The sequence below is a fragment of the Allobaculum sp. Allo2 genome (assembly GCF_022701175.1).
In the GTDB taxonomy this organism is placed as follows: Bacteria; Bacillota_I; Bacilli_A; order Erysipelotrichales; family Erysipelotrichaceae; genus Allobaculum; species Allobaculum fili.
The window spans coordinates 1,683,545-1,708,193 of record NZ_CP078088.1 but is presented as its reverse complement, the minus strand read 5'-3'; the positions used below and the strand labels follow the sequence as shown (position 1 = coordinate 1,708,193).

Annotated in this window: 26 protein-coding genes and 3 pseudogenes; 14 read left to right on the top strand and 15 right to left on the bottom strand. The window is 49.0% G+C overall.

Going from position 1 to position 24,649, the window contains the following annotated elements; translation table 11 throughout:
• The first annotated feature begins 380 nt into the window (after positions 1 to 380).
• Together KWG61_RS09560 and KWG61_RS09555 are read left to right on the top strand one after the other, a co-directional pair.
• Positions 381 to 1,277 carry an NAD(P)/FAD-dependent oxidoreductase gene (locus tag KWG61_RS09560; protein WP_230267001.1) on the top strand — a complete coding sequence of 299 codons (897 nt, stop codon included), beginning with the start codon at positions 381 to 383 and terminating at the stop codon, positions 1,275 to 1,277.
• A gap of 422 nt (positions 1,278 to 1,699) precedes the next feature.
• Entirely contained in the window at positions 1,700 to 2,599 is a 900-nt protein-coding gene (locus KWG61_RS09555; protein ID WP_242743566.1) for a VWA domain-containing protein, read from the top strand.
• Here KWG61_RS09555 and KWG61_RS09550 read toward each other — a convergent pair.
• Entirely contained in the window at positions 2,571 to 2,864 is a 294-nt protein-coding gene (locus KWG61_RS09550; RefSeq protein ID WP_242743565.1) for a hypothetical protein, read from the bottom strand. The genes KWG61_RS09555 and KWG61_RS09550 overlap by 29 nt on opposite strands.
• An 18-nt stretch (positions 2,865 to 2,882) precedes the next feature.
• Between KWG61_RS09550 and KWG61_RS09545 the strand changes: the two genes are divergently transcribed.
• From KWG61_RS09545 to KWG61_RS09515, 7 genes and pseudogenes are all read left to right on the top strand, one after another.
• Positions 2,883 to 3,650: a hypothetical protein gene (locus KWG61_RS09545; protein ID WP_242743564.1), complete on the top strand. Its 768-nt coding sequence runs from the start codon at positions 2,883 to 2,885 to the stop codon at positions 3,648 to 3,650.
• On the top strand, positions 3,590 to 4,237 hold the full coding sequence (locus KWG61_RS09540; RefSeq protein WP_242743563.1) for a hypothetical protein: 648 nt from the start codon (positions 3,590 to 3,592) through the stop codon (positions 4,235 to 4,237). Before KWG61_RS09545 ends, KWG61_RS09540 begins: the two co-directional genes overlap by 61 nt.
• Positions 4,168 to 5,229: pseudogene (locus tag KWG61_RS17455) on the top strand (FctA domain-containing protein); the annotation flags it as partial. The gene KWG61_RS09540 and the pseudogene KWG61_RS17455, both read left to right, overlap by 70 nt.
• A 117-nt stretch (positions 5,230 to 5,346) precedes the next feature.
• Positions 5,347 to 6,477 carry an FctA domain-containing protein gene (locus KWG61_RS17450; protein WP_367614361.1) on the top strand — a complete coding sequence of 377 codons (1,131 nt, stop codon included), beginning with the start codon at positions 5,347 to 5,349 and terminating at the stop codon, positions 6,475 to 6,477.
• A 618-nt stretch (positions 6,478 to 7,095) separates the two neighbouring features.
• Positions 7,096 to 8,013 (top strand): hypothetical protein, encoded by a 918-nt coding sequence (locus KWG61_RS09525; protein ID WP_242743562.1) that lies wholly within the window; start codon positions 7,096 to 7,098, stop codon positions 8,011 to 8,013.
• On the top strand, positions 7,998 to 8,195 hold the full coding sequence (locus tag KWG61_RS09520) for a hypothetical protein (protein WP_242743375.1): 198 nt from the start codon (positions 7,998 to 8,000) through the stop codon (positions 8,193 to 8,195). The genes KWG61_RS09525 and KWG61_RS09520 overlap by 16 nt, the downstream gene beginning before the upstream one ends.
• 559 nt (positions 8,196 to 8,754) lie before the next feature.
• Positions 8,755 to 9,729, top strand: a complete 975-nt coding sequence (locus KWG61_RS09515) for a hypothetical protein (protein WP_242743561.1) — start codon at positions 8,755 to 8,757, stop codon at positions 9,727 to 9,729.
• Between the two features lie 131 nt (positions 9,730 to 9,860).
• Here the strand turns inward: KWG61_RS09515 and KWG61_RS09510 are convergent, their stop codons facing one another.
• Positions 9,861 to 10,253 carry a (deoxy)nucleoside triphosphate pyrophosphohydrolase gene (locus KWG61_RS09510; protein ID WP_242743560.1) on the bottom strand — a complete coding sequence of 131 codons (393 nt, stop codon included), beginning with the start codon at positions 10,251 to 10,253 and terminating at the stop codon, positions 9,861 to 9,863.
• A 325-nt stretch (positions 10,254 to 10,578) separates the two neighbouring features.
• Here KWG61_RS09510 and KWG61_RS09505 point away from each other — a divergent pair, with 325 nt between their 5' ends.
• Genes KWG61_RS09505 through KWG61_RS09490 form a run of 4 tightly spaced genes read left to right on the top strand, consistent with a single transcriptional unit; the run spans position 10,579 to position 13,662 of the window.
• Positions 10,579 to 11,184 (top strand): phospholipase D-like domain-containing protein, encoded by a 606-nt coding sequence (locus KWG61_RS09505; RefSeq protein ID WP_367614360.1) that lies wholly within the window; start codon positions 10,579 to 10,581, stop codon positions 11,182 to 11,184.
• A complete protein-coding gene (locus tag KWG61_RS09500; protein ID WP_242743559.1) occupies positions 11,148 to 12,350 on the top strand; it encodes a DEAD/DEAH box helicase in 1,203 nt (400 codons plus the stop codon). The genes KWG61_RS09505 and KWG61_RS09500 overlap by 37 nt, the downstream gene beginning before the upstream one ends.
• On the top strand, positions 12,347 to 12,718 hold the full coding sequence (locus KWG61_RS09495) for a hypothetical protein (protein ID WP_242743558.1): 372 nt from the start codon (positions 12,347 to 12,349) through the stop codon (positions 12,716 to 12,718). The genes KWG61_RS09500 and KWG61_RS09495 overlap by 4 nt, the downstream gene beginning before the upstream one ends.
• A gap of 14 nt (positions 12,719 to 12,732) precedes the next feature.
• Positions 12,733 to 13,662: a DUF3427 domain-containing protein gene (locus KWG61_RS09490; protein WP_242743557.1), complete on the top strand. Its 930-nt coding sequence runs from the start codon at positions 12,733 to 12,735 to the stop codon at positions 13,660 to 13,662.
• Here KWG61_RS09490 and KWG61_RS09485 read toward each other — a convergent pair.
• The 9 genes and pseudogenes from KWG61_RS09485 to KWG61_RS09445 form a co-directional block, all read right to left on the bottom strand.
• Positions 13,659 to 14,483, bottom strand: coding sequence for a pyridoxamine kinase (locus KWG61_RS09485; RefSeq protein ID WP_230267684.1), 825 nt, complete (start codon positions 14,481 to 14,483; stop codon positions 13,659 to 13,661). The two genes, KWG61_RS09490 and KWG61_RS09485, sit on opposite strands and share 4 nt — an antisense overlap.
• Positions 14,484 to 14,554: 71 nt before the next feature.
• On the bottom strand, positions 14,555 to 14,929 hold the full coding sequence (locus KWG61_RS09480) for a hypothetical protein (RefSeq protein WP_242743556.1): 375 nt from the start codon (positions 14,927 to 14,929) through the stop codon (positions 14,555 to 14,557).
• Complete coding sequence (locus tag KWG61_RS09475; RefSeq protein ID WP_242743555.1) at positions 14,926 to 15,297, bottom strand: hypothetical protein; 372 nt, start codon at positions 15,295 to 15,297, stop codon at positions 14,926 to 14,928. The genes KWG61_RS09480 and KWG61_RS09475 overlap by 4 nt, the downstream gene beginning before the upstream one ends.
• A complete protein-coding gene (locus KWG61_RS09470; protein ID WP_242743554.1) occupies positions 15,297 to 15,911 on the bottom strand; it encodes a hypothetical protein in 615 nt (204 codons plus the stop codon). Before KWG61_RS09470 ends, KWG61_RS09475 begins: the two co-directional genes overlap by 1 nt.
• A 261-nt stretch (positions 15,912 to 16,172) precedes the next feature.
• The gene (locus KWG61_RS09465) at positions 16,173 to 16,403 is read right to left on the bottom strand and encodes a hypothetical protein (protein WP_242743553.1); all 231 of its coding nucleotides are present in this window, start codon (positions 16,401 to 16,403) and stop codon (positions 16,173 to 16,175) included.
• Positions 16,404 to 16,442: 39 nt separating this feature from the next.
• Positions 16,443 to 16,958, bottom strand: coding sequence for a serine O-acetyltransferase EpsC (epsC, locus tag KWG61_RS09460; RefSeq protein ID WP_367614182.1), 516 nt, complete (start codon positions 16,956 to 16,958; stop codon positions 16,443 to 16,445).
• Positions 16,959 to 17,184: 226 nt separating this feature from the next.
• Complete coding sequence (locus KWG61_RS09455; protein ID WP_242743552.1) at positions 17,185 to 17,424, bottom strand: hypothetical protein; 240 nt, start codon at positions 17,422 to 17,424, stop codon at positions 17,185 to 17,187.
• Positions 17,425 to 17,595: 171 nt separating this feature from the next.
• Positions 17,596 to 20,224: pseudogene (gene ppdK / locus KWG61_RS09450) on the bottom strand (pyruvate, phosphate dikinase).
• Positions 20,225 to 20,427: 203 nt separating this feature from the next.
• Positions 20,428 to 20,670, bottom strand: a complete 243-nt coding sequence (locus KWG61_RS09445) for a hypothetical protein (protein WP_242743551.1) — start codon at positions 20,668 to 20,670, stop codon at positions 20,428 to 20,430.
• Between the two features lie 187 nt (positions 20,671 to 20,857).
• Between KWG61_RS09445 and trpS the strand changes: the two are divergent.
• Positions 20,858 to 21,839, top strand: a pseudogene (gene trpS, locus KWG61_RS09440) (tryptophan--tRNA ligase).
• 234 nt (positions 21,840 to 22,073) lie between these two features.
• On the opposite strand, the gene KWG61_RS09435 reads toward trpS, so the two are convergent.
• From KWG61_RS09435 to KWG61_RS09420, 4 genes are all read right to left on the bottom strand, one after another.
• The gene (locus tag KWG61_RS09435) at positions 22,074 to 22,430 is read right to left on the bottom strand and encodes a DUF6591 domain-containing protein (protein WP_242743550.1); all 357 of its coding nucleotides are present in this window, start codon (positions 22,428 to 22,430) and stop codon (positions 22,074 to 22,076) included.
• Complete coding sequence (locus tag KWG61_RS09430) at positions 22,372 to 22,599, bottom strand: hypothetical protein (RefSeq protein ID WP_242743549.1); 228 nt, start codon at positions 22,597 to 22,599, stop codon at positions 22,372 to 22,374. Before KWG61_RS09430 ends, KWG61_RS09435 begins: the two co-directional genes overlap by 59 nt.
• Positions 22,600 to 22,822: 223 nt before the next feature.
• Positions 22,823 to 23,425, bottom strand: a complete 603-nt coding sequence (locus KWG61_RS09425; protein WP_242743548.1) for a helix-turn-helix transcriptional regulator — start codon at positions 23,423 to 23,425, stop codon at positions 22,823 to 22,825.
• Positions 23,426 to 23,927: 502 nt separating this feature from the next.
• A complete protein-coding gene (locus KWG61_RS09420) occupies positions 23,928 to 24,551 on the bottom strand; it encodes an SIMPL domain-containing protein (RefSeq protein ID WP_230267691.1) in 624 nt (207 codons plus the stop codon).
• Between the last annotated feature and the right edge of the window lie 98 nt (positions 24,552 to 24,649).

Sequence of the window (24,649 nt, the reverse complement as noted above, 5' to 3'; positions counted from 1 at the left end):
AACGTAATTGCGCCAGCTGCGTAAACAATTGGATTGAAGGCAATCTATTTCAACGCGAAAACGCCAGACGGAAAAGACGGATCTCGCTTTTCTCTCTGGCATTTTTATGTATTCGTTACCCTTCCCCATTAAAACCAGGTATTCGATTATTTCGAACCAGGAAGGCGATGGAATAAACATAGAATTTGAGTCTGATTCTTTCTTCCCCGCTCCCTTTTTCATTCCTTTGCAGGTCAAAACAGACATGAGCAGATTACAAGCTCCACCTGTTCCCCGCTTATAAAATATAGATGAATCTGCTCCCGGCAAAACTTCTTCTCGAGCTGACCGCTCAGGATTCTTATTTTTGCGGGTTTGGGGGCAGAAGCGGAGGTTTATTTATGTACGATATGATTATTGTCGGCGCAGGTCCTGCGGGAATCAGCGCTGCTGTTTATGCGAAAAGCCGCGGCAGGGACGTTGTTGTCCTGGATGAAAACGGTGTAGGCGGCCTCATTAAGAACGTCTCCTGCATTACCCATTACGAAGGCGTTCTGGACCAGGAAACCGGTGCAGAATTTGCGAAGCGCATGCAGGATCAGGCAGATCGCTACAACGTGGAAGTCGTTGAGGAAAAAGTTATCGATACAAAACTCGATCAGCCAATGAAAACGGTAGTGACCGAGCAGAATACATATACCGCTCCCGTCGTAATCATTGCGGCCGGCGGAACAAAGAAGAAACTGGGCATTCCCGGTGAAGACAATCCAGGCATGTATCTGAACGCGCCGAGAGATGCCAAAACGTATGCCGGTAAAGATGTTTATGTTATTGGCGGTGCAGACGGGGCCGTGAAAGAAGCACTGTATCTTTCCGAATTTGCGAATAAGGTTTATCTGGTCTGCATTGAACCGGCTCTGGCCTGTATTGCTGAGTTCCGTGAAAAAGTCGCCGATAACGACCGCATTGAAGTCATTGCCCACAGCGCCCTTACTGAAGTGAGCGGAAACGAACAAGTCGACACTCTCACCCTGACCGATCTGAACGATGGATCGGAGCGTATTATTACCGATCCAGGTGCCGGTATTTTCGTTTATGCGGGTGCCATTCCAAATTCCCCGCTTTTCAAAGGCGTGAAAACCGATGAAGCCGGCTACATTCTAACCGATGAATCGATGGAAACCAATCTGGACGGCGTTTATGCCATCGGAGATATTCGGGCGAAAAAAGTGCGTCAGGTTGTAACCGCAGCAAGCGATGGAGCCATTGCGGCGATTTCTGCCAGTCTCAAAAACTAAGGATTCGGACATTTGCCGAGCGGATTTGAAATTTCAAATTGCTCGCTCTTCCATTGACGAAAAGACGAATCGGAAGAACTGAACATTACTCGTTCACGTTCTTCCGTTTTTTCATCGAAGTACAATGTCATTAAGTTAACCGAATGGCATTGACGTAACACGTTCAGTTTGCTGAATAATTCAACATTTTGACAGTTTCTTACTGTTTCGGATCATAATGTCTCATTTAAATATCTTAGTCACCGCAACGGATTGTATTTTTCAAAATGATACATTTCAGATGAGAGCATGTGGACAGCCATGACAGTAAGGGAGGCTTTTATGAAGCGGTGGAACAATCAAAAACATGTATATGGTAAAGATCAGTCCCAAAGGTCTTTTACAAAAAGCGAAGGCAAAAACAATCCGGTTTCCTGCACTGGATGCTTTCCTGGCTGGTCATTTTTGCGCTTTGTCTGGGATACGGCGTTTCCATCGTTCCCTCTCATGCGCAGGAAACGAACTTCTCATCCGCAAAGGTTTCGCAGACTATGGAAACGACACAGCAAGCGGATCACGATGCAGAAGGATCCTCGCCTTCGGCCGGCAGCTTTGCAGGCGGTGAACGCGTTCTGACGCCCCGCGAAGCGGCAAGCGGCTGTAATGCCGATCATACGATTTCTTTTTCCATGTCCGCAGATCCGTACAGTTCTCTGCAGACGTCCATGTCGAGGATCGGGGAAATTCTTGTTTCCAAAAACGTCCAGCTGCATACGGCCAGTCAGCCGGAAGATTCCTCGTTTGACGTATCGCTCTCCGCGCTTTCAAGCTGGACGAACGTTACCGGTCTTTTAAGCAATCCGGTAGATGTTGTCATGGTTCTCGACACTTCTGGAAGCATGATAGCCAGCTATAACGATTCCGGAATGACGCGTATTGAAGCCATGAAAGATTCCGTGAATCTGTTTATCAACAGTCTGGAAAAATCAAACAGCGAGATCGGGGAGAATTCCCTGAAATCCAATCTCGGAATTATTACGTATAACGATGATGCAAAGGTGGAAATCCCTTTGACCAGCGATATACAGTCCCTTCGGAACTGCGTTAACGCGCTTTCGGTCCAAGGCGTTACCTACTGCAACCTTGGCCTCCAGGAAGGCGAGAAAATGATTCAGGAATCCCAGCAGGACGGCCGCAGCAAGATCGTCATCTTTTTACCGACGGCATGCCCTCGAACGGTTACGGTTTCACCCGTTCCATCGCCAACGAAGCGGTTTCGGCGGCCAGCAGCATTCGAAAATCCGGAGCCAGGATCTATTCGATCGGCATTTTCCTGGTGCTGATCCCAATGTCGACGTTGCGCTGGTCAATGGCCAGGAAAATACAAACCGCTTCATGCAGGCGGTTTCTTCGAACTTTCCGGACGCCACCCTGTATTCCGAAGACCTCGGGCCGCGCTCTTCCGATCAGTATTATATGAGCGCCGACAATCCAGCCGATCTGGAAGCCGCCTTTGACTTTGTTTTCCAGACGATGGACGGCGGAAGCGGCTATCCGACCCAGACCGATCCGAACGCTCCAGAAAGTTCCGGGTATATCACCCTGCACGACGAAGCCGGTGAGTGGATGCAGTATGACGATCCCATCCTTTCGGTAAACGGGCAGGAATATTCTCCTGTCTCGCAAAGTGCAAATGGAAATGTTGTTTTCTATCGCTTCTCTGGGCAAGTGCCGACTAACGCATCAGGCGTCATGGCCAATCTGTCCGATATCAAGGTGACGATCACCAAAGGACAGCACGGAATTGGCGATATTCTCGAAACCCAGATTCCGGCAGTCCTTCTTCCACTTGATGTGTATGCGCGCACGTCCCTGCCGGAAAAAGAAAACATGAGCGATTCGGCACAAGTCACTTATGCGATTCCGATTTCCGTGCAGACAACGGCGAGCCTGAATATTTCTATGAAAGATGCTTTAAAAGGAATCAAAAACGATAGCTCGCTGGAATCGGTCAACTGGTTGAACACCCATGCCCAAAGCTCGACCGCGCGGCAAATCAGCATGTACAGTTTCTTTTCCAATCAATGGGAAAGCCGTCGCGCAGCCTGGGCTTCCTTTACCCCTGCAGCGGAAAACGAGTTTTATAATGCCGAACATTCTGATCCTACAGCGTTACAGACCGCGCTTAAAGAAAACAATCCGACCGAAACCGAAAAAACCTTACGACACTGGAAAAAGAGAGCGAAACAGACGGTTCATCCTATCGTCTGTATCTTGGAAATAACGGACGGCTCGATCTCTCTCTCGACCATTCCGTCACCATTTCAAAAACCGTGCTTTCCCAGGACGATTACCCCGCTCCCGATACGGTATTTACTTACGAAGCCACACTGACTCAGCCGGATGGAACTCCCTTTACTGGAGAGATCGATATCGAAAATACGGAGCATCAGGACGATCAGCTGTCGTTCACAAACGGAAAAGCATCGTTCAGACTTTCCAGCACACAGTCCATCCGTCTTAAAAATGTTCCTTTGTATTCTTCCCTTCAAATCGAAGAAACCCCTGTTCCGGGTTTCACCTGCTCGGTTCATACGATTCATGGAAGTCAAACGGAGGAAAGCGACAGCAATTCCTCAGAAGCCCTTGAATTCATCCCGGGTACGCGCGCATCCATTCATTTTGTGAATACGTATTCCCTGAGCCCATTAACGCTGACGCCGGATCAGAGTTATCTGCGCGGCGAAAAAGTCCTCACCGGCAGAAACTGGCAGAATGGCGATTCCTTTACTTTTGAAGTCCGTGCCCTTTCCCCGGCGAACGCCCCGCTGCCGCAAAAGCGAATGCGGTCGTTCAGGAATCGGACGCTTCGAGAGCGTTTGACTTTGGATCGGTTACGTTTGATCGTCCCGGTCAATACATTTACGCGATCTATGAAAAAGAACCGGAAGAATCTCTTCCCGGCGTCTCAAATTCCCTGAGCGTGTATGCGGTGCAGATCACGGTAACCGATGGCGGCAACGGAACGATGCAGGTCGGCCCCCAGATTATTCAGCTGCGAAATGATCAGGGCGAATCGGTTCAGAACGCAGTCGGTTCCGCCGTATTTACCAATGCGTATAATGCGCAGGAAACCCAGTACAGTCCTTCCATCACCAAACAGATTGCAGCGTTTCCAAACGGTTCAGACAGCGAACAAAGTGGCATAGCCGCCCCTGACGCATTTACGTTTTCCTTTACCCTTCACGCACTCAATGAAGACGCTCCGATGCCTGCGGGAACTTCCAATGGGTCCGTTCAGGCTGCCAATGCCGGATCGCTAGTGCAGTTCCCGGCGATTTCCTTTGATTCTTCACACATCGGCAAGACGTACCATTACGAGATCAGCGAAGATCCAATTGAGTCCCTCAACCCGGCTGTTCCTGGCATGTCGGCAAGCAATCAGAAGATTCTTCTGGACGTGGTGGTTACCCGAGCACTGGTGTACGGCACGGAAACCGTAGTCTGCACGCCACAGTATTTTACGCAGGATCATCAGCCTCTCACTCCAGAGCAGGCCGTGCTGACCAACCATTACGAGTATTCCCCAGCCATCGCATCGATCCAGGGTGAGAAAACGTTGCAGGGACGCGATATGGCAGCCAATGAATTCTCGTTTACTCTTTCCGGTGCAAATCCGGAAACGATCCAGGCGATTGCAGACAAAAGCATTCAGATCTCGGATCCCGTCTATTCTGGAGCTGCAGAAAACGGCACTCCAGCCGACTTTTCCTTTGAAAACATTCAGTTTTTAAAGCCGGGACGCTACTTCTTCCAGATTCAGGAAGATCCAACCCATTCGCCGGCCATTGAACAGGATGCGAGTCTTCATTATGTGATGGCCGAAGTAGCTCTTGATACGCGAACCGCCAGTTTGCAGGCGCATATTACGTATCTCAATCACGCCGACTACGACGCGAACGCGCTTCAGTTTGAAAATCTCTATGCGCCGCAGTTCGATGAACAGAGTGCCGTTTCCCTAACTGGAGGAAAAATTGTTCTCTCCTCCACAGCGGATTCTGGAATCGAAGATGCGATCTTCCGTTTTCTGATGACGGATCCAAAAGGGGTACAAAGCGTTTTGTATTCGCCTCAAGGCGCCTTTGATATTTTGAAAAATCAGACGTTCCACAAGGCTGGAACTTATGTATACCAGCTGGAAGAACTCCCTGCCGTCTCCGGTTATCCGCAGGAAGCTCTGCAGTTTGATTCGGCCAAATATCGAATTGAAATCGATGTAGTCGATAACGGACAGGGCGTGCTTACTGCTCAGCAGCCCAGAATCTTCCGCAATGATCAGCCGGTCGATCAGATTCTTTTTGAAAATCCAATTGCCGCGATTCCCGCTGTTGCCGATGCGCTCCCGTTTGGTACAAAGGAACTGAGCGGCAAAACACTCGAAGAAAATGAATTCCATTTTACCTGGAGTCTGAAAACGGACGTCGCGGATGGCGTATTCGTCGACGGCAATTTATGGGACAGTCCGCAGGAAGTTACCAATGCGGCCAATGGCGATATTGCCTTTTTCGGCAAGGAACTTCGCTTTGTAAAGCCCGGTCATTACGAAATCACCCTGCAGGAAAATGCCGGAGAGGATCAAAATATTCACTACGACAGCACCCTGCTCAAGTGGAGCTACAATGTGTCCCTTAAGGAAGGTGCACTGACTATTTCCGTCGTCTGGCCGCAGAATCTCCCATTTCATAATGTGTATACATCCTCCGCGACCGAGCCGGTAAGGGTTGCAGTCGCCGCGAAAAAGCAGCTGAAAAACGGAACCCTCAAGGAAGGGGCATTTTCCTTTGAACTTGTTCACGATGGAAACGTCATTCAGACCGTCACCAACAAAAAGGACGGATCGATTGTCTTTGATCCGCTGGCTTTCGACCAGGAAGGCACAGAAGAACTGATTCTTCGTGAAAAGGCCGGAAAGGATACCAGCATTGAATACGACTCGTCGCAGTTCAAAGTGAACGTTAAAATTGAAAAAGACAGCTCGGGAAAACTGGCAGCAGCCGTTACCTATGACAAAGAGCCTGTCTTTGTGAATATGGTTAAATCCGCCGCTCCAAAGCCCGCTTGGCCGCCAAATACAGGAAATCTGACTTTTGTCTGGTTCTGGATCCTTCTCTTTACGGCAGCAGGAAGCACGATTCTATATTTACGGAAACGCGTCCAATAACCAGCTTTAAGAGCGGAGTTCCAAAGTGGATCAGTTTTCAATTACGCAACTGGACCAGTTTTCAATTGACAAAAACAATTAATTAGAACTTTCCCAACGAGCTTAACTATACTAATCGCTCGTTTTTGAAACTTTATCTCATTAGAGAGCCTTTTTCGAGGCTCTCTTTTAATTCTGCCTGGCTTCATGACCAGACATGCGATTAACAAGCATTATTAAGCAAAAATCGTAAATCAATTTGATTCTGAGAAATTTCATTTTTATTATAAAAATCCTCCCTGTATAGATTATTTAATGATATAAGACAGATATAAATACACTATACGAAAAGGAGCCAAAAATGTCTGTCTCAGCTGAGATTCGTGCCGTCCCACGTCCCAAAAATACGATTGTTTACGCTTATGGAAAAACAAAGATCGATACGCTGTCAAACAGCGAGTCGGCTGTATTCGCAAGAATGGCCATTGTTATCCAGTCGATGGTCCTACTATCGGCCACATCATTAATGGCAAATTCGTACCTCTTGAAGAACCGACTTCTCCAGCGGTTCATACATCTAAGACAGTTCTTAAAGACTGGGCCAATGTTGAGCTCTGTTACAGGCTGTCCGCTGACCTGTTGGATGAACTGCTTCAGGTCTATAACCGTCAGGACGCCGATAAGATTCTGTGCATGGCCATTCTTCGCGTCTGCTATCCGCATATCAAAGACTGCGAACTCAAAGAGAGTTACGATGAGTCGTTTCTGACGGAGCTGATGCCAGAAACCGCGATGAGCAAGAATACGATCAGCATATTTCAAAAAGATCTTGGAAAAACGTGTAACCGAATTCTGAAGTTCATGAAAAACCGGGCAGCTAAAGTTGGGATTGATGATCATCTTCTGATCGATGGAACACTGAAGTCGAACGATTCCAGGCAAAACACGCTTTCGGAATTTTCCAGAAAAGCCAGACTGAAAGGAAGACGGGATATTTCCGTACTCTATGCTTTTGATCTGGAAAAAATGGAACCCATCTGTTCGCAGTGCTTTCCCGGCAATATGCTCGACCTGACTTTCTATGACAGTTTTGTGAAACAGAATGGCATTCAAAGCGGAATAATGGTTGGAGATAAGGGATTTCCCGTCAAATCGATCGAAGAAATCCTTAAAGACTGCCCGCAGCTTCATTATTTCAACCCGCTTCATCGGAATGCCAAGCTTGCCTTCGATCATGAGATGTATAACTTCGAGGGAGTGATCGAAGGCTGCTGCGGCTTTCTAGGGCAGATGGAGCCAATTCAGTTTAAGAAAGTGAAGCTGTCCAATAAGGAAAAGTGGCTCTACAGTTTCCGTGACCCAAGAAGAGCAGCCCAGGAGGAGACGGACTGGCTGGATAAGCATCGTAAAGACAAGTACAGTTTCGAAGAATACGAAAAGAAAAACGTACATTTGGAACAGTGGTCTTTGAATCAGATGTCGATCTGGCTCCGGAAGATGCCTGGAAGACCTATAGTTACCGCTGGCAAATCGAGATCGTTATGCGGTATTACATGAACGCCCTCGGCTTTGATGGAACCAGAGTCCATGATGACTACTCAGTGATCGGCAGCGAATTCATTGATTTCCTGTCGACCGTCATTACGTTCAGACTTCTGAACCTGTTCGACGAAAAAGGCCTCCTTGAGGACATGAGCTATAAAAAATCATGCACATCCTGCAAAGAGGCAAAAGAATAAAAATGATAATGAGTGGGAACTGATCAAAATGAATCCAAGCCAGATTGCAATTCTTCAAAAACTTGATCTGATTCCACGACCAGATTCGGTAGATAAACCCAAAAGGAAACGTGGTCGTCCACGCAAAAATCCGACCGTATAGTTTAGCTGATTGGGAAAGTTCTAATTAATGACAATTTTACATTTTTTATCCAATATGAATATTCTTTCATAGTATTCGAATTATGCCGCGGTTGTCATTTCGTATTTTAACTGCCGTTTATCTCAAAAGATATACCTTTCGACTGAGTTGTTGCTTTCTAAGGAAAATGCAATAATGATACGGAATTTGCGATTCAAAAAAGATCAGAGAGATTCAAATCGAACCATCCATTCGGTCAGAAAAATATCTTACCCTTCTCAGGTTATGGTTCACTGACTTTTTCTCTCTGAATTCTTCCAGCTATTCATCCAGGAAAGATGATCCGCTTTTTGTAACGTCATCTGGATACCTATATAAAAGGAGGGGCGCAATTCCTTTGATGTCCTGTTTTGACATCGGTATCCTTGCGCCATTCGTATGACTACTGATGAGAAAAATTTCGGAGCCCATACTCCATCTGACATGCCTGAACTTCCAAAAACACCAGATTCGGATCCGGCTTTGAACCATCAGAATCTGGAGGAAGCTTCCGCTCCTTCAAAATCCAGTCTGGCGGAAACCGAAAAATCAGCTTCCGATCCAGAACAGCCGCTTACAGCTCAAACGACAGACACGGCACAGGCAGCGGGTACGGGCCAGGCGGAGGATTCGGATCAGACAATGACTCCCGCATCCGGCGAAAAGAAGGCTGGTTTCTGGAAAACGAAAAAGCATTCGGATGAACCTGTAAAAAGTCAGGAAAAGGATCTGCCTGCTAAAGACGAAAGAAAAGAAAAAAGTATCCGAAAAAGCCGAGGAAACCAGTGCGCCGAAAATCCGACCAGAGAAAAAGAAAGACAAGCCAAAGAAAGCGGGCGACAAGCCAAAAAGAACGGCTCGGATGAAGAAAGCTTCGCCGACGTGTTCAAACGTCACTACGCAATGACAAAAGACGAAAATTCTTCCCATCGTAAAAAGATGATCGCTTCCTTCATCATTCTTGGCGTTCTCTGCGTCCTTCTCATCGCTTCCCTGATCGCAATTCCTGTCCTGGGTGTGAATCTGTATACGCTTCAGGAAGAAAAGGCCAGCCTGCAAGGTGAACTTGCTTCCGTACAGAGCGATCTCTCGGACGCGAACAGCCGTAACGAAGAACTCGAATTTGGCCCAGCACGTCTTCTTCTCGATGCCAAAGCTCTGATGGGAGAAGAAAACTACGAAGAAGCCAAAAACACGCTGGAAGATCTGATCGAACAAAATCCGTCGACAGCGGAAGCAGAAGAAGCTCAGGATCTGATCGAAGAATGCGACGACCGTATTCAGGAACGAGAGGACAGCCTCAGCCGTCAGTCTTCCGAGCGCCAGTCCGAACAGAGTGAAGTTGGCTGTCCACTCAACGCAGTCGACGACTGATCGAGCCTGACAGCTGGTTTTCGATAATCAAAATAGAAGCGGAACATTGATAAAAACAATAAAAACAGATTCAGATATGTCCATGCACCTGCAGGACGATCTGAATCTGTTTTTCGTTTATCGATTATTTTTTAAAGGATCCGCAAAAGCGCTCGGCGATCGGCCTCTTCTAACATCTTTGTATCCGAGGGACAGAAGGTGTACTGATCAATTTCGTCCGGAGTGATCCAGGCGAAGGCCGGATGTTCCTTGCGTTCGAGCTGACCGCCAGTCTGTCTGCACTGAAAAAAGTGAAGATGAAGATTTCGATCTTCCAGACAGACGTCTGAAAATGGCCTGAGATCGCCGATCTGAATGCCCAGTTCTTCCTGGCACTCCCGCTTCAGGCAGTCTTCCAGACTCTCGCCCGGTTCCTGTTTGCCGCCGGGAAACTCCCATAAGCCGCCGCAGCTTTTATCGTCTGGTCTCTGGCAGATCAGAATTTTTCCATCTCTATGCAGGATAGCCGCCGTTACTTCAATCATATTTCATCTCTCCTGTCTCTCTGGCCACTTTCAAAGACATCCCTGTAGCATTGTCGATTGCAGGGATCAGACAGGCTCATCCTATCATGATTTTTCGGACTCCACAGAATTGCCTGGTAGTAAATCCTTGCTAGCTGCTTTTCCTGCACAATTAATGACGTATCCGTTGAATTTGGATGCACAGCTGCTAACCTGGAATCATGAATCAATTCAACTTGCTTAAAGCCGGGATGGAGAATGCTTTTCTGGATGCCAAATGCAAGGCGAATCCAGATCTTGTCCCTTCCCTGCTTACCAATAATCCCAAAAAGGACAGAAGGTATTCCTGGCGCTGGAAGCGGAACTTCAACGCTGTCAGGAATTCTGTTTCTCCGTAGCCTTTATTACCGAAAGCGGCCTGCAGCTGTTCAAGCCCGTTTTGCAGTATCTGGAACAGAAAGGAATTCCTGGACGGATTCTAACGACAGACTACCTTGCCTTCAGCGATCCCAAAGCCCTGAACACGCTTCTGGATCTGAAAAACATAGAGCTTCGCATGTACTGCTGCCAGAAACAGGAAAATCCTTCCGATTCCGTTGGCTTTCATACCAAAGGCTACTTTTTTGAAGAAGACGATCAGTGCTGCATGATTATCGGCTCATCCAACCTGACCGATGCAGCGCTCTGCACGAATGAGGAGTGGAACACGCGCCTGATCACCTCCAGAAAAGGCAGCTTTTATACGGAGTGCATGAATGCCTTTGAAAGCCTGTATACCAGTCCGCAGACCGTGCTTTACCGCGACTACGCCAGAGAGTACGAAGAAATCGTGCGGATTGCTTGCGCCAGCCATCCTTTCCAGCCGGTCCGTCAAGGGTTGAGTCATCCTTTGATCTGCTTCCTGAGCCCAACGCCATGCAGGAAGATTTTGTCGAACGGCTTTCCGAGATGATTGAAGAGGGCAAGACGATAGCCTTGCTTGTTTCCGCTACCGGAACGGGAAAAACGTATGCGAGCGCCTTTGCGGTCCGCCAGCACCAGCCCGGCCGTGTCCTGTTTCTCGTCCATCGGGAAAAGATCGCTCGTCAGGCCATGGAGTCGTTTCGACGGGTTCTGGGCGATGAGGCGTATACGTATGGTTTGCTGAGCGGCAATTCCCATGATGTAAATGCTTCCTGCCTGTTTTCTACCGTACAGACGATGTCGAAGCCGGGAACGTATATGCAGTTTGGAAAGCACGCCTTTGACTGGATCATTGTCGATGAAGTTCATCATGCGGCGTCCAATACCTACCAGACGCTGTTTGAGTATTTCCGTCCAAAATTCTGGTTGGGCATGTCGGCCACACCGGAGCGAACCGACCGCAATAGCATTTATGAGCTGTTCGACTACAATGTCGCCTGCCGCATTACCCTGAGCGATGCGTTAGAACAAAACCTGCTCTGCCCGTTCCATTATTATGCGCTGGACGATCTTTCCGTCTCTGCAGACTATTCGATCGATTCCATCGATCCTAGAGACTTTCAGAAGCTGAAGGAAGAAGAGCGGGTGAAGCATATTCTCGCCCAGGCTCGCTATTACGGCTGGAGCGGCGATCGTGTCAAAGGACTGATCTTTGTCAGTACGATCGAAGAAGCTGAAAAGCTCAGTCATGCCCTGAATGCCCAGGGCCTTCAGACGCTGGCTCTTTCCAGCCGTGACTATTCGGAAGCGGAACGCGACGAAGCGATCGAACGGCTTTGTCAGGATCGCTACGATGAACATGCGCTCGATTATCTGATTACGGTCGGTATTTTCAATGAAGGCGTCGACATTCCGGAAGTGAATCAGGTCCTGCTTTTGCGCCCGACGCAGTCGGCGATTGTTTTCACGCAGCAGCTTGGCCGCGGCTTACGTAAATACAAAGGCAAGGAATTTGTGACCGTCCTCGATTTTGTCGGCCAATACAAGGAAAACTATCTGATTCCTGCTGCACTTTCCGGAGACAAGACGGGCAATAAAGATATGCTTCGCCGTTTTGTCTATGAAGGAAATCGAGAAATTCCCGGATCAGTTCGGTTCATTTTTCACCGATCGCGCGCTCGCGGATTTTGCAGTCGATCGACTTGGCCCACATGAATTCCGCCGCTAAACTGGCGGAAGGCTACTTCGATCTGCGTCAGCAGCTCGGCCGGATCCCGCGCCTTGTGGATTTTGAACAGGCGCAGGGCATGGATCCTATGCTGATCTTCACCAATCCCACATATCGCTGCTATCCTGAATTTACAAGCCGTATGGAAAAGGACCGCACTCTTTTAACGCAGTATTCCGATCTTGAACTTGGCTTTTTGCAGTTTGTCTCCCGGTACTGGGCCAATGGAAAGCGAGCGCTCGAACTCTGGCTGCTGGAAAGTCTGGTTCATCACCAAAAGGACTGGCTTGAACATTTTCTTGCGGTTCTCGATGAGTATGGCATTCGGCTTAAAAAGAAACCTGGAAAAATCTGAACCGTCAGTTTGAGATGAAGTGGCTGCTGCCGCAGACCCGAAACGATCTTCGTTCTAAAGGCATTGTCTTTCTTGAACGAAAGCCGTCGATTTCCGAAGAAGAAATTCTTATCCGACTCGTCAAAGCTGCTAGTCTTCCTCTGGAAGCACGCCAGGCTCTCTCCAGACAAATCGAACACGACTTTGAAATTGCACCCTCTTTTCTTCAGGCGCTTACTCATCCCGACTTTTACGATCAGCTGACGGATCTCATGGAATTTAGTCTGCTTCGCTGGAAAAACAAATATAGTAAGACGACGGACGGCACATGGTTCGATCTGTATCAGTCCTATACATATGCGGATGTTTTCCGCTTGCTCGATCTTCCCGTCTTTGAAAATGCGCAGAACGTCGGCGGATACAAGCTCTTTAAAGAACAGAATCTTCTCCCCGTCTTTATCAACTACCAGAAAGCGGAAGATCTGGCTCAAAGCCTTCAGTACGAAGACCATTTTGAATCGCCTTCCCGTCTGATCGCGTTCTCCAAAAACCGAAGAACGCTCGCTTCACCGGAAATTCGATCGCTTCAAAGCGAACATCCGCCAATGGTTCTTCTCTTTTTGCGAAAAAGCAATGACGACACGACCAAGGCGTTTTATTTCCTCGGGGAAATGAAACCGGATGGCCTGTTTGAGCAGACTACGATGGCCAACGATGCATCTGTCGTTAAAATCGGCTATCGTCTGCTGACCCCTTGCGCGAGGATCTGTACGATTACTTTGTCAAAAGCTGATCCTCTGGTTAACGTATTCGCTTACTGCCTCAAATCATTTTTCATTCCGTTGAAAAAGGACGGGATTCGGTTTATGCCGTTCCCGTCCTTTCATTTGTATTGTTTGTCTGAACGGTATCCTGTTTTCATGAGCAAATGGAACCAGTCTGTTCGTTTTGTCCAATGCTTTTAAAGCTTAAGCAGCCGATCGAGGACCAGCTCAAAAGGAACCCCTTCAAAAGGCGGTGTATTTTCCTTTTGCGCCTGTCGCAGACAGATTCGAACAAAATCGCCAGCCTGTCGGACACTCTCCCCGAGAGAGCTGCCCTGCATAAGCAGACCGGCTGTTACCGCCGAGAAGACATCGCCGGTTCCGGGACGTCCAGCTCCTTCCCTGGCTGAGATGATTGGATCAAACTGTCCCGTTTTAAAATCGCAGACATAGTCTTCAATTTTTCCATCGCGTTCAATGCCGGAAATCACGACCTGATCCGGTCCAAGACGATGGAGCGCTTCGGCCAGCGCATGAATCTGTTTGCGATCGGGATGCGAATGATACGATTTGCCGCAAAGCAGAAAGGCTTCACTGAGATTGGGAAGAATCAGATCCGCCCGTCGGACCAGATTTCGCATCGCTTCTACTACGTGTTCGTTCAGACCGGAATACAGCTGCCCGTCATCGGCCATGGCCGGATCGACAACAAGAAACGGTTTCTGCTCCTTAAACCGATCCAGAAACGTCTGAATCTTATCGGCCTGTTTTTCATTGGCGATATACCCGCTTAAAACGGCGTCAAAAGAGACGTTTGCGGCTTTCCAGGTTTCCATCCAGGGATCAAGATCTTCGCTCAGATCGCGCAGCGTATACGCCGGATAAGCCGTATGACAGGAAAGGATGGAAGTCGGCATGAGCAGGCATTCCATGCGCAGAACGCTTAAGATCGGCAGCCAGACCGCCAGAGAACTGCGTCCAAAGCCGGAAAGATCATTGATGAGTACGATTTTCTTTTGCATGTTTTCCTTTCCTGCCGCAGCAGGCGGCAGCTATCAAATGCTCGTCTTTTAAACTTTTGGAACCGATGAATTTACCTGCGGTTTTCTTCAAACCCGGCATACACGTCTGTCCAGGCATTTTTTCGAGCCGGCTGATCGAGAGAAAGCTGCTGCAGATGCTGCGCCTGTTTAAGCCCGTCTTTCATAAAGCTGGAAAAGTCTTTCCGAACTCGGCTGGCGAGCAGTTCGCTTTTCGGATTTTGGATTTTTAATTTCTGATGGCGCAGACACGCGACCGCCTGTTCCTGATTCAGCCGTTCAAAGAACACTTCCATATCCGACAGGAACGTATCGAGCTCTTCCAAAGCCGAACTGCCTGTATCCACGTCATACAGAATTCTGGCCTGATCGAGCGGCAGAACGCAGGAGTTCTTAAAATTCTGAATAGCGTAAATCTGATCTTTCATCGACAGCGAGAAATCGTCGAGACAGGCAAGAAAACCAGAAACAGATGACAGAAATACGCATCGTCGGCACTGATGCCAGAAAGTTCGTACGGATTAAGATCGATCATGCGCAGTTCAATATGGCTGGCGCCAAGACTATTGAGCGCGTCGAGCGAATACGCTGAAGCCGGCTTAATGCGGACGGGATAATACAGTTCCCGCGGCGCCTTGAGCAGACCTTCTTCTACGTAATGCTCGATGGAAGACGTATAGCTTTGCATATCGGTGTAGTCAAACCACGGCGTAAAGAAATTCCAAAAGCCGTGGATGGAATTGCGCATGGAACTGAATCCAAAATAAAGCGGCTGGCCGCACGCAGATTCGTTCATCAGCGAACCATCAAAAACCGGCGACGCATTGAGCAGGGCATCAATGATCCATCCGTACCAGACCGCTTTCTGCGCCAGATCGAGATAAAACGCGTTGCGAAAAGACTTGTAGGAGTCAATTTCATGTCTTGTACCGGAATTGTGCTCAGAGTAGAGCGTGTATTCCCGTTTGAGCAGCGCGTCGGAAAACGAAAATTGTAATGAATGCCGGAAAACAGCATTTTCATTTTTCCATAGCGGTCCGCCAGATAATGACGATATTCCGTCGAAGAAGACAGGCCGCTTTGCAGCATCGGTATGTCTTCCATCGAGGAAATCATCGGCGGGTTGGAAAACGGCCAGAGCGTCTCGCCCTGTTTGGCCAGAATGTTTTGCATGAGAACGGTCAGTTCTTCACATTCCCTGCGTGCGCTCTGCCAGTCCGGATAGACCGCGGTATTGATCTCTGTCTGGTTTTCCGCAAAGTCCTGCACAATTTTCGAGTGGGAAAACGGATGCAGGCTCTGTGCCATTTTTCCAGTTTTCGACTCGATTCGAAGACTTTCCTTTTCCAGACCGAACCCGCCCTCAAACAGATGGGATCGGACCTCTGCATCCTGCAGATGAATCTTCATAAAACTCCCCTTTAAATCGAAGAATATCACACTCTACCGCCCTGAACTGGGCGGTGTTAAAAGATCGAAAACAGATCTACGGGTCAAACTCTCGATTTCCGTATGAAACAGAAAAAGGAAGAAGTTGCTTCCCTCTTCCTCTTTAGTAGATTTCTTCAATTTTAACAGGACCATGCAGATTGCGGACCGCTCCCTGCCCGGCAACTGGCATGCCGATTTCATACAGGTTTTCATACTGGGAATAGCCGCCGTAGTAGAGAATTACTTCGTTCCACGGTTCATGGTAGCAGAGGCCTTCAATGCCGCCCGGCGCAATAGGAGCGCCGAATGTGGAGAGTTTTTAGGCGGAACAAAGGACATCTCCGAAGAACCGATTTGATTGAGAATTACCGTCAGCGGAAGCATGCGTTCGAGGGCATGACCAAGCTCGCTGTCATGGATTTCATAGGTGACGTCATTTCCATAGCTGTCTGAAAACTTGAATTTCATCATTAATCATCCTTTTCATTTTAAAGTCATGGACTTGTTTTCTTATTCTTTGTCTATTTTAGACTTTCGCCTGTCTTTGGCAACCTCCCGTTCATTATCGATCGCCGATTTGGCTGGACAGACGGCTATTTTGCCTTCCTGAAGGCATCGAATGTCTTCCCGGCTCCAGCGTTCCTTACCCTGAACGCAGAGATTGGAATGTTTTCCCTGTTTATAGCGTACCGGATAGGCTGGCGGGCAGACAACAGTAGAGCCCGGTTCCACATTCCGGATGACAATCGCGCCGGCACCAACTTTGGCGTCCTTTCCGATCGTAATATTTCCGAGAATTTTGGCACCGGCGCCAATCAGAACGCCGTCTTCGACGGTGGGATGACGCTTTCCTTTATCTTTTCCCGTACCGCCCAGGGTGACGCCCTGATAAATTTTCACATCGTCGCCGATAATGCAGGTTTCGCCGATGACTACGCCGCTGCCATGATCAATAAAGAAGCGCTTGCCGATCTGGGCCCCGGGATGGATATCGATTCCCGTTTTCTGCTGCGCACGCAGGGACATCCAGCGCGCCAGAACATAATGTTTTTCTGATACAGCCGATGGGTTCTGTACCAGGTTTTGATCGCCCGATAACCGGGCATCCTCAGGATTTCGAGTTTGGAATTTAAGGAAGGGTCAAGAGCCATGAAGCATTCCTGCTCTTCCTTGATAAACGCGCGATATCCCATAAAATCATCCTTTCCAGTCAACAGATTCAATTTTAATCAAAAAACAGGCACCTGACTAATCAACGGCCTGTTCCCTTCCCCAACTTGTCGATTTTGAATGAAAATCCATGAAACCCGTTGGCATATCGTGTAAGCAAGCCTCGTTTTTCACCAAAGCGGCAAATAAAACCGATCCGGCAGGACTTTTCCAAGACTAGAGGATGAAACCGTCCATGGCAAGATGCATTTTGAAGAAAATCGATAGGATATCGCCAAGCCATGGCAAGGGACAGAGATTTAGTGCGGTCATCATCGAGCATCACACATTCCTCTTCGTTTTTAAATTGCCGTGAAGTTTCATCCGGCCAAAGAAAACAGCGGACCGTTTTTGCGGGCGGTCCGCTGTGGATCAACGAGATTCAATAGTCAGACGTATGGGTCTTCAGACACGCTGGTCAGGAAATCCAGCATCTGGAATCATCGAAAGGATCTTATTTGGAATGCTTGATTGCAGCCTGAGCAGCAGCCAGACGGGCAATTGGTACGCGGAACGGCGAGCAGGAAACGTAGTTCAGGCCGAGTCCGTCTACAAATTCGATGGAGGCTGGATCGCCGCCGTGTTCACCGCAGACACCAAGCTTGATGTCCGGACGGGTAGCGCGGCCGCGTTCTGCAGCAATCTTGATCAGTTCGCCGACACCAGTCTGGTCGAGTTTGGCAAACGGATCGTTTTCGTAAATCTTGGCTTCTGCATATTTTGGCAGGAAGTTTCCAGCGTCATCGCGGGAGAAACCGAAGGTCAGCTGGGTCAGGTCGTTTGTACCGAAGGAGAAGAATTCCGCTTCTTTAGCGAGTTCTCCAGCCTGGAGAGCCGCACGGGGTACTTCGATCATCGTACCAACATGGTATTCCATATCCACGCCTTCTTCAGCCAGGATTTCTTTTGCGGTATCATCAACGATCTTCTTCACGTATTTCAGTTCTTTCAGATCGCCGATCAGCGGGAGCATAATTTCAGGAACGATGTTCCATTCCGGATGTTTCTTGTTTACATTGATTGCAGCACGGATAACGGCTTCGGTCTGCATTCTGGCAATGCCAGGGTTGGAGACAGCCAGACGGCTTCCGCGATGACCCATCATCGGGTTCACTTCGTGCAGTCCGTCAACAACCGCCTGAAGTTCATCGGCTTCCATGCCCATTTCAGCAGCCAGTTCAGCCACTTCTTCGGCTTTGTGCGGGAGGAATTCATGCAGAGGCGGATCGAGGTAACGGATGGTGACTGGACGGCCTTCCATCGCTTCGTAAATGCCTTCGAAGTCTTCCTGCTGGAGCGGTTCGATTTTCGCGAGGGCCGCTTCCATCTGTTCCGGAGTCTTGGCAACGATCATTTCACGGATGGATTTGATCTTGTCGCCGTCAAAGAACATATGTTCGGTACGAACGAGACCGATGCCTTCTGCGCCGAAGCTTACAGCCTGTGCAGCGTCACGCGGAGTGTCGGCATTGGTGCGGATTTTCAGACGGCGTCTTTCATCGGCCCACTTCATGAAGCGGTCGAAGTCGCCGGAAATTTCAGCTGGTACGGTCGGGATGGCTCCGCCGTATACTTTACCGGTCGAACCGTCGAGGAAATGAAGTCGCCGCGCTTGAAAGTCTGGCCGTTAACGGTGAACTGACCGTTTGGCTCATCCATTTCAATTTCGCCGGCGCCGGATACGCAGCAGGCACCCATTCCGCGGGCAACAACGGCTGCGTGGGAAGTCATGCCGCCACGAACGGTAAGGATACCTTCCGCAGCTGCCATACCCTGAATGTCTTCTGGAGAAGTTTCGAGACGGACAAGAACAACTTTCTTGCCGTTGGCAGCTTCTACGATCGCTTCTTCTGCAGTGAAGACGATCTGACCGCAGGCAGCACCAGGAGAAGCAGGCAGCGCTGTCGTTACGGCTTCAGCTTCTTTCAGAGCGTCGGCGTCAAACATCGGGTGAAGCAGAGAATCAAGCTGCTGCGGTTCTACCATCAGCAGGGCTTCATCGGTGTTGATCATGCCTTCGTCAACCATGTCGCAGGCAATTTTCAGAGCGGCCTGAGCGGTACGTTTACCATTACGGGTCTGGAGCATGAAGAGTTTTCCGTTTTCAATGGTGAACTCCATGTCCTGCATGTTTTTGTAATGATGTTCAAGAGTGTCACAGATCTTAACGAACTGTTCGTAAGCTTCCGGAGCAATCTCCTTCAGCTGGTCAATTTTATTTGGAGTACGAACGCCGGCAACAACGTCTTCGCCCTGTGCGTTCATCAGGAATTCGCCGTACAGCTTTCTTTCGCCGGTAGCCGGGTTGCGGGTAAAGGCTACGCCAGTGCCGCAGTCGTTGCCCATGTTGCCGAATACCATCATCTGTACGTTAACCGCAGTTCCCCAGCTCGACGGGATGTCGTTCTGTTTGCGGTAGTAAATCGCACGTTCATTGTTCCAGGAACGGAATACGGCTTCAATGGCTTCCATCATCTGATCTTTTGGATCGGTCGGGAAGTCGGTACCGAGTTCTTCACGGTAGAACGCCTTAAAGCGTTTTACGAGTTCCTTCATATCTTCAGCGTCGAGATCAAGATCGTTTTTAACGCCCTTTTCTTTCTTGACTTCGTCGATGATTTCTTCGAAACGTTTTTGGAAAGTCCTTTAACTACGTCTGCGAACATCTGAATAAAGCGGCGGTAAGAGTCGTAGGCAAAGCGGGGATTTCCAGTTTTTGCAGCAATAACTTCAGCAACGGTATCGTTGATGCCCAGGTTCAGGATGGTGTCCATCATGCCCGGCATGGAAGCCCGTGCACCGGAGCGTACCGAAACAAGCAGCGGGTTTTCGGAATCGCCGAATCTTTTACCGGTTTCTTTTTCCAGGTTTTCCAGAGTAGCAAAGATCTGCGCCTTGATTTCGTCGTTAATCTTTTCCCCATCGTCATAATACTTGTTGCAGGCTTCTGTCGTGATGGTGAAACCGTTGGGGACGGGCATGCCAAGCTTGCTCATTTCTGCAAGGTTGGCACCTTTTCCGCCAAGCAGTTCACGCATACCGGCATCGCCTTCAATAAAGCGATACACATATTTGGTATCCATGCGTTTCCTCCTTGTTAAAATCTCATACTTCATTATTTTACAAGGTTTTTCGGGAATGGAAACATCCTCATTGCAATCGCTTACACAATCTTCAAGCGAAATGACCACAAACGCGGCAGGTTTTAAAACGGCCGGACAGACGTCCTTCAGCTTGCATTTCCTGTTGCATCTGGCGAACGAATCCAAGGTGTAAAGCTCCTCAGCTAGCTCTTTTTCGTCCGGTGAAAAAGAAGAAACGGTCTTGGAATCAGAGACGGAGAAGAAATAATCTTTTCGGGATTTTTATCGCATACGTCAGCGATCATCTTTATATAGGGCAGATTTTCTTTTTCATCAAGAAGCAGCGAATAGAGAGGCTTCTGCGTAAACGGAATGTCCTTTTCCTTGAGCAGCAGGCGGGCCGCACGCGTTCGGGCGCATCCAGGAACGGTAAGCAGTACAGGCACAGTTCATCTTCCTTTCGAGATCTAGAGTCGATCCTGCAGAACGGGGATCGGGTCAAAAAGCCCGAATTGCTTCAGACTCTTTAGGGTTTCCTTTCTGCGGGGAAACGTCTAAAGTGTAATAAATGATGCAAAAATGTCATAAACTCGAAGAACCGAATGACACAATTTTCGCAATAAGGAGAATTTCATGAAGAGAATGCTCAGCGGAATCAAGCCGACCGGACGTCTGACTTTAGGCAACTACATCGGCGCCATCCGCGAATTTGTTAAGTATCAGGATGAATACGAAATGTTCATTTTCATCGCTAACCAGCACGCACTGACCATCCCGATTAAGGCGGCGGAACTGCGCCGCAACACGAAGGATCTGATCGCCATTTACCTGGCGGCCGGTCTCGATCCCAAAAGGTTACCCTCTTTTGCAGAGTGATGTTCCCGCCCACGCCCAGCTTGGCTGGATCATGACGTGCCTGTCCGGTTATGGCGAACTGCAGCGGATGACACAGTTCAAGGATAAAATGGCCAAGCAGGAAACTGGCATTACCGCAGGTCTGTTTACGTACCCGTCTTTAATGGCAGCCGATATTCTGCTTTACGATCCGGAATACGTACCGGTAGGTCAGGATCAGCAGCAGCATGTGGAACTGACCCGCGACCTGGCGGAACGCTTCAACAAGCGCTATTCGGATACATTCACCATTCCAGAACCGCTCGTAACGAAAGTCGGTGCCAAAATTTACGACCTGCAAAACCCGACGAAGAAAATGTCCAAGTCCGAATCTTCGCCAAAAGGCGTAATCGACCTGCTCGACGATCCGAAATCCGCCCGCAACAAAATCAAGGGCGCCGTTACCGATTCCTTAGGCCATGTCGCCTTTGATCCGGAAAACCAGCCCGGCGTCTCCAACCTGCTGACCATTCTTTCCGCGCTCAGCGGCGAATCTATCGATTCCATTGTCGCCCGCTACGAAGGCAAGGGCTACGGCGATCTGAAAGAAGAAACCGGCCAGGCCGTTCATGACTTTCTGACCGCTCTGCAGGCCAAATACAAGGAAATTCTTGCCGAAGGCAAAGTGGATGCCATTCTCAAGGAAGGGGCAGAACGCGCCAGCAGAATCGCCAACAAGAAAATTTCCAAAGTGTACCGCAAAGTCGGTCTGAGTCTTTAATTCGACTTTAGAAAAACTTCTTAAGACCTGATTTCTAATCCAAAATAAAGGCCTCACGTCTCCTTTTGAAAGAGACGTGAGGCCTTTTGTGCTCTATTTGCGATAGGTAGGGTGCAGACCAAGTTTTTGACACCCAGATAAATCCCATCTGCATCCTTTGTTCAGACGGTCGGCATCATTTTCAAACCGGCTCTTTAGTCTACGCCAGGCTGTTCTTCGCAAACCCGATCTGGATTACTGGGCGATCGCCAGCAGGCTCTGGGTAATGTGCAGATAGGCTTCGGTCCAGTATTTGGTTTCTGCGGCGCTCCATCCATCGCTTCCCGATTCAAATCCGTCGAGCTTGTCATCCATGTCGGCGACTTTCGTCGTCCAGTTCGCCATTTCCAGAAGCAGTCCCATATCGCCCGGATTTTGCATGTAGCGTTTCATGAAGTCGACATACTCGTCATAAAACTTCACATAAGCGTCGACCGCTTCCTTAAACTCCGGACGAATGCCGTCGGAAGCCGGCTGTTGGGCAGGTTCCTCTTTAGCGGGAGCGGGCTGAGGAGCCGGTTCCGGTTTTTTCAGCGACCGGCGTTTCTTCAACCGGCTTTTCCGATGGCGCAGCTTCCTTTTTGCTTTCGCTTGCGATCGATGAAATCGCAGAAGATTCTGTAATGCTTGTTTTTGCTGCTTTTTTACTGGAAGATCCGCACGCTCCAAGGACCATACTGGTGGCGAGTGCTGCCATCAGCAGCGCATTTCGTTTTTTCATATGTGTTCCCTTTCTTTTTCGATCTTTTTCGTTTCTGATCTTTTTTCTATGAATGGATGGGCCAACGATTTTCAAAACTGTTCGGCTTCTTCACTGGATCCATTTTCAAAATCTCTGCATTTTCATTCCGACTTTTTCTGCTTCCGTATCTCGTTTTTCCTTTTCTGCTCGGATGAATGCTCCAGCGCAGACTGGCATCACCCGGGCGTATGGAGTAAACGGCCTAATCGGCCGGGAACTGGATCCAAAATTTGCCTGTAAGAAAAACGAACCGGCGAATCGTTCGAAATCGCCGGTTCGTACTCTGGACTGGATCTGTATTCCGTAAGTTTTTCTGTACTGCGCTTACTCCTCCGCGCTCTGGATCGGCTTCATCTTCAGCCAGAGTTCGAGCTCCCGGCCTGCCTGACCGAGGATCTTTCATACGCTGACTGCTTTCCTTTAGAAACTCCGCTTCTTCCGCGGTGATCGACTTGGCGGCTCCGAGCTGCAGCAGGCGCTGACGGTCGCCTTCGAGCTGGGTATACGCAAGTTCGGCATGAACGATGATCTGAGCCAGTGAATAAAGTTCCACCGCTTTGTCATATTTCTGGCCAATAGCGCAATGCATGGCGCAATGGCAGCTGGAGAGCGTGTAATCGCCGTACGCTTCCTCCATGGCCAGAACATCGTGCGGATCGATCGCCGATTTGTTTCGTTCCATTTTTTCAAGCTGATTTTCGGAGAGATAGACGATTTTTTCTGACGCTTGCTTCCGGGTAAGCCCGGCCTTTTCGCGCGATTTCTGGTAAATGCTTTTCTGACTACGCAAAGATTTTCTTCCCATGAGCTGACTGGCGTCCCTTTGGGACGCACTCCCTTCCAGGAAGCGCATCCGCAATGGACCCGTATTCAGCTGATTCTTTTTGAAAAGGCACATCGCCCATGGCTTCCATTAAAGGGGCCGCAAATTTTGCGAGATGCCTTTATGAGTGATCCAATGAAAAACGAACGAGTTTTCGTTCGTGCATCCTTGAACAAGTTCATCGTATCAATCTAAATTTGTTAAATATACATTCAAAACGGCGATTTCCTGATTGGTTTTCGCCTTTTTGGCGGATTTATTTCCTGTCTCTGCTGTTCGGCTCGTTCCAAAACGCGTTAAAAGTACCCTATGTCGTACAAAAACTCAGGGGTTAAGGAAGAAAAGCTGATCACCAGCCAATCCTTTCTTGAGCGGAACGGCTTCTAAGCGCCAATGAAAAAGGACTCCAGCCTGATCTGGCTAGAGTCCCTGAATTTCTGTTCTATTCTGGCAAAAGCGATCCCTGGGGAGGCTTTTGCATAGTTTATTCGTTGTTGAGTTCCCAGCGGCTTTGCGCTTTGACGCAGAGCGTCTTGTACGGTCTGGCCGCAAAAGCCAGATACCCGCTGACAATTTCTTCAGCCGGTTTGGCCTCGCACGCGATCAGGCCGCCGTTACCGGCACCGTCTTCGACGCGTTCAAATTCAATCTCACGACAGGATACGTTCGCTTCCCCAAGCTGTGCCCCCATCGCGGATGCCCGTTTTGACGCCATACGCAGTGCTTCGTCTTCGAGCGCCGCAAACGTCTCTTCGGTTTTATCGCAGGAAAAGGACAGAGAGATTTCGACCGGGAAGGAAGCGGCTGTGATGATTTGCCACAGGCGGCAGAGCTGTTCATGATCAAATCGCCCGCGTACTTTCAGCTTCGCCATCGCCCGTTGTTTCGGCGGATTATCCTGGGCGGCTGAATCGATATCGCATAGGCTGAATGAATTCGGATCAATGCCTGCGTTCTCCATAGAAGCCATCAGCTGATCGCTGCACTCCTGCAGACGGTGCAGACTGGCCTGCATGGAAAGCCCTTCGCACTTAATCGTGAGCGAAATTTCCATGCTGTCGCAGACCAGCGTCTTCTGCGCTTCCGTCTTCAAAACAACACTCGTCATAGATTTTCTCCTTCAGATCAAGAGGTGTGATCCTGTTTCATACATCTTAAAGGATTATGAAAACTCTTTCAATCCTTTAGGTAAAGGTGAATAAATCC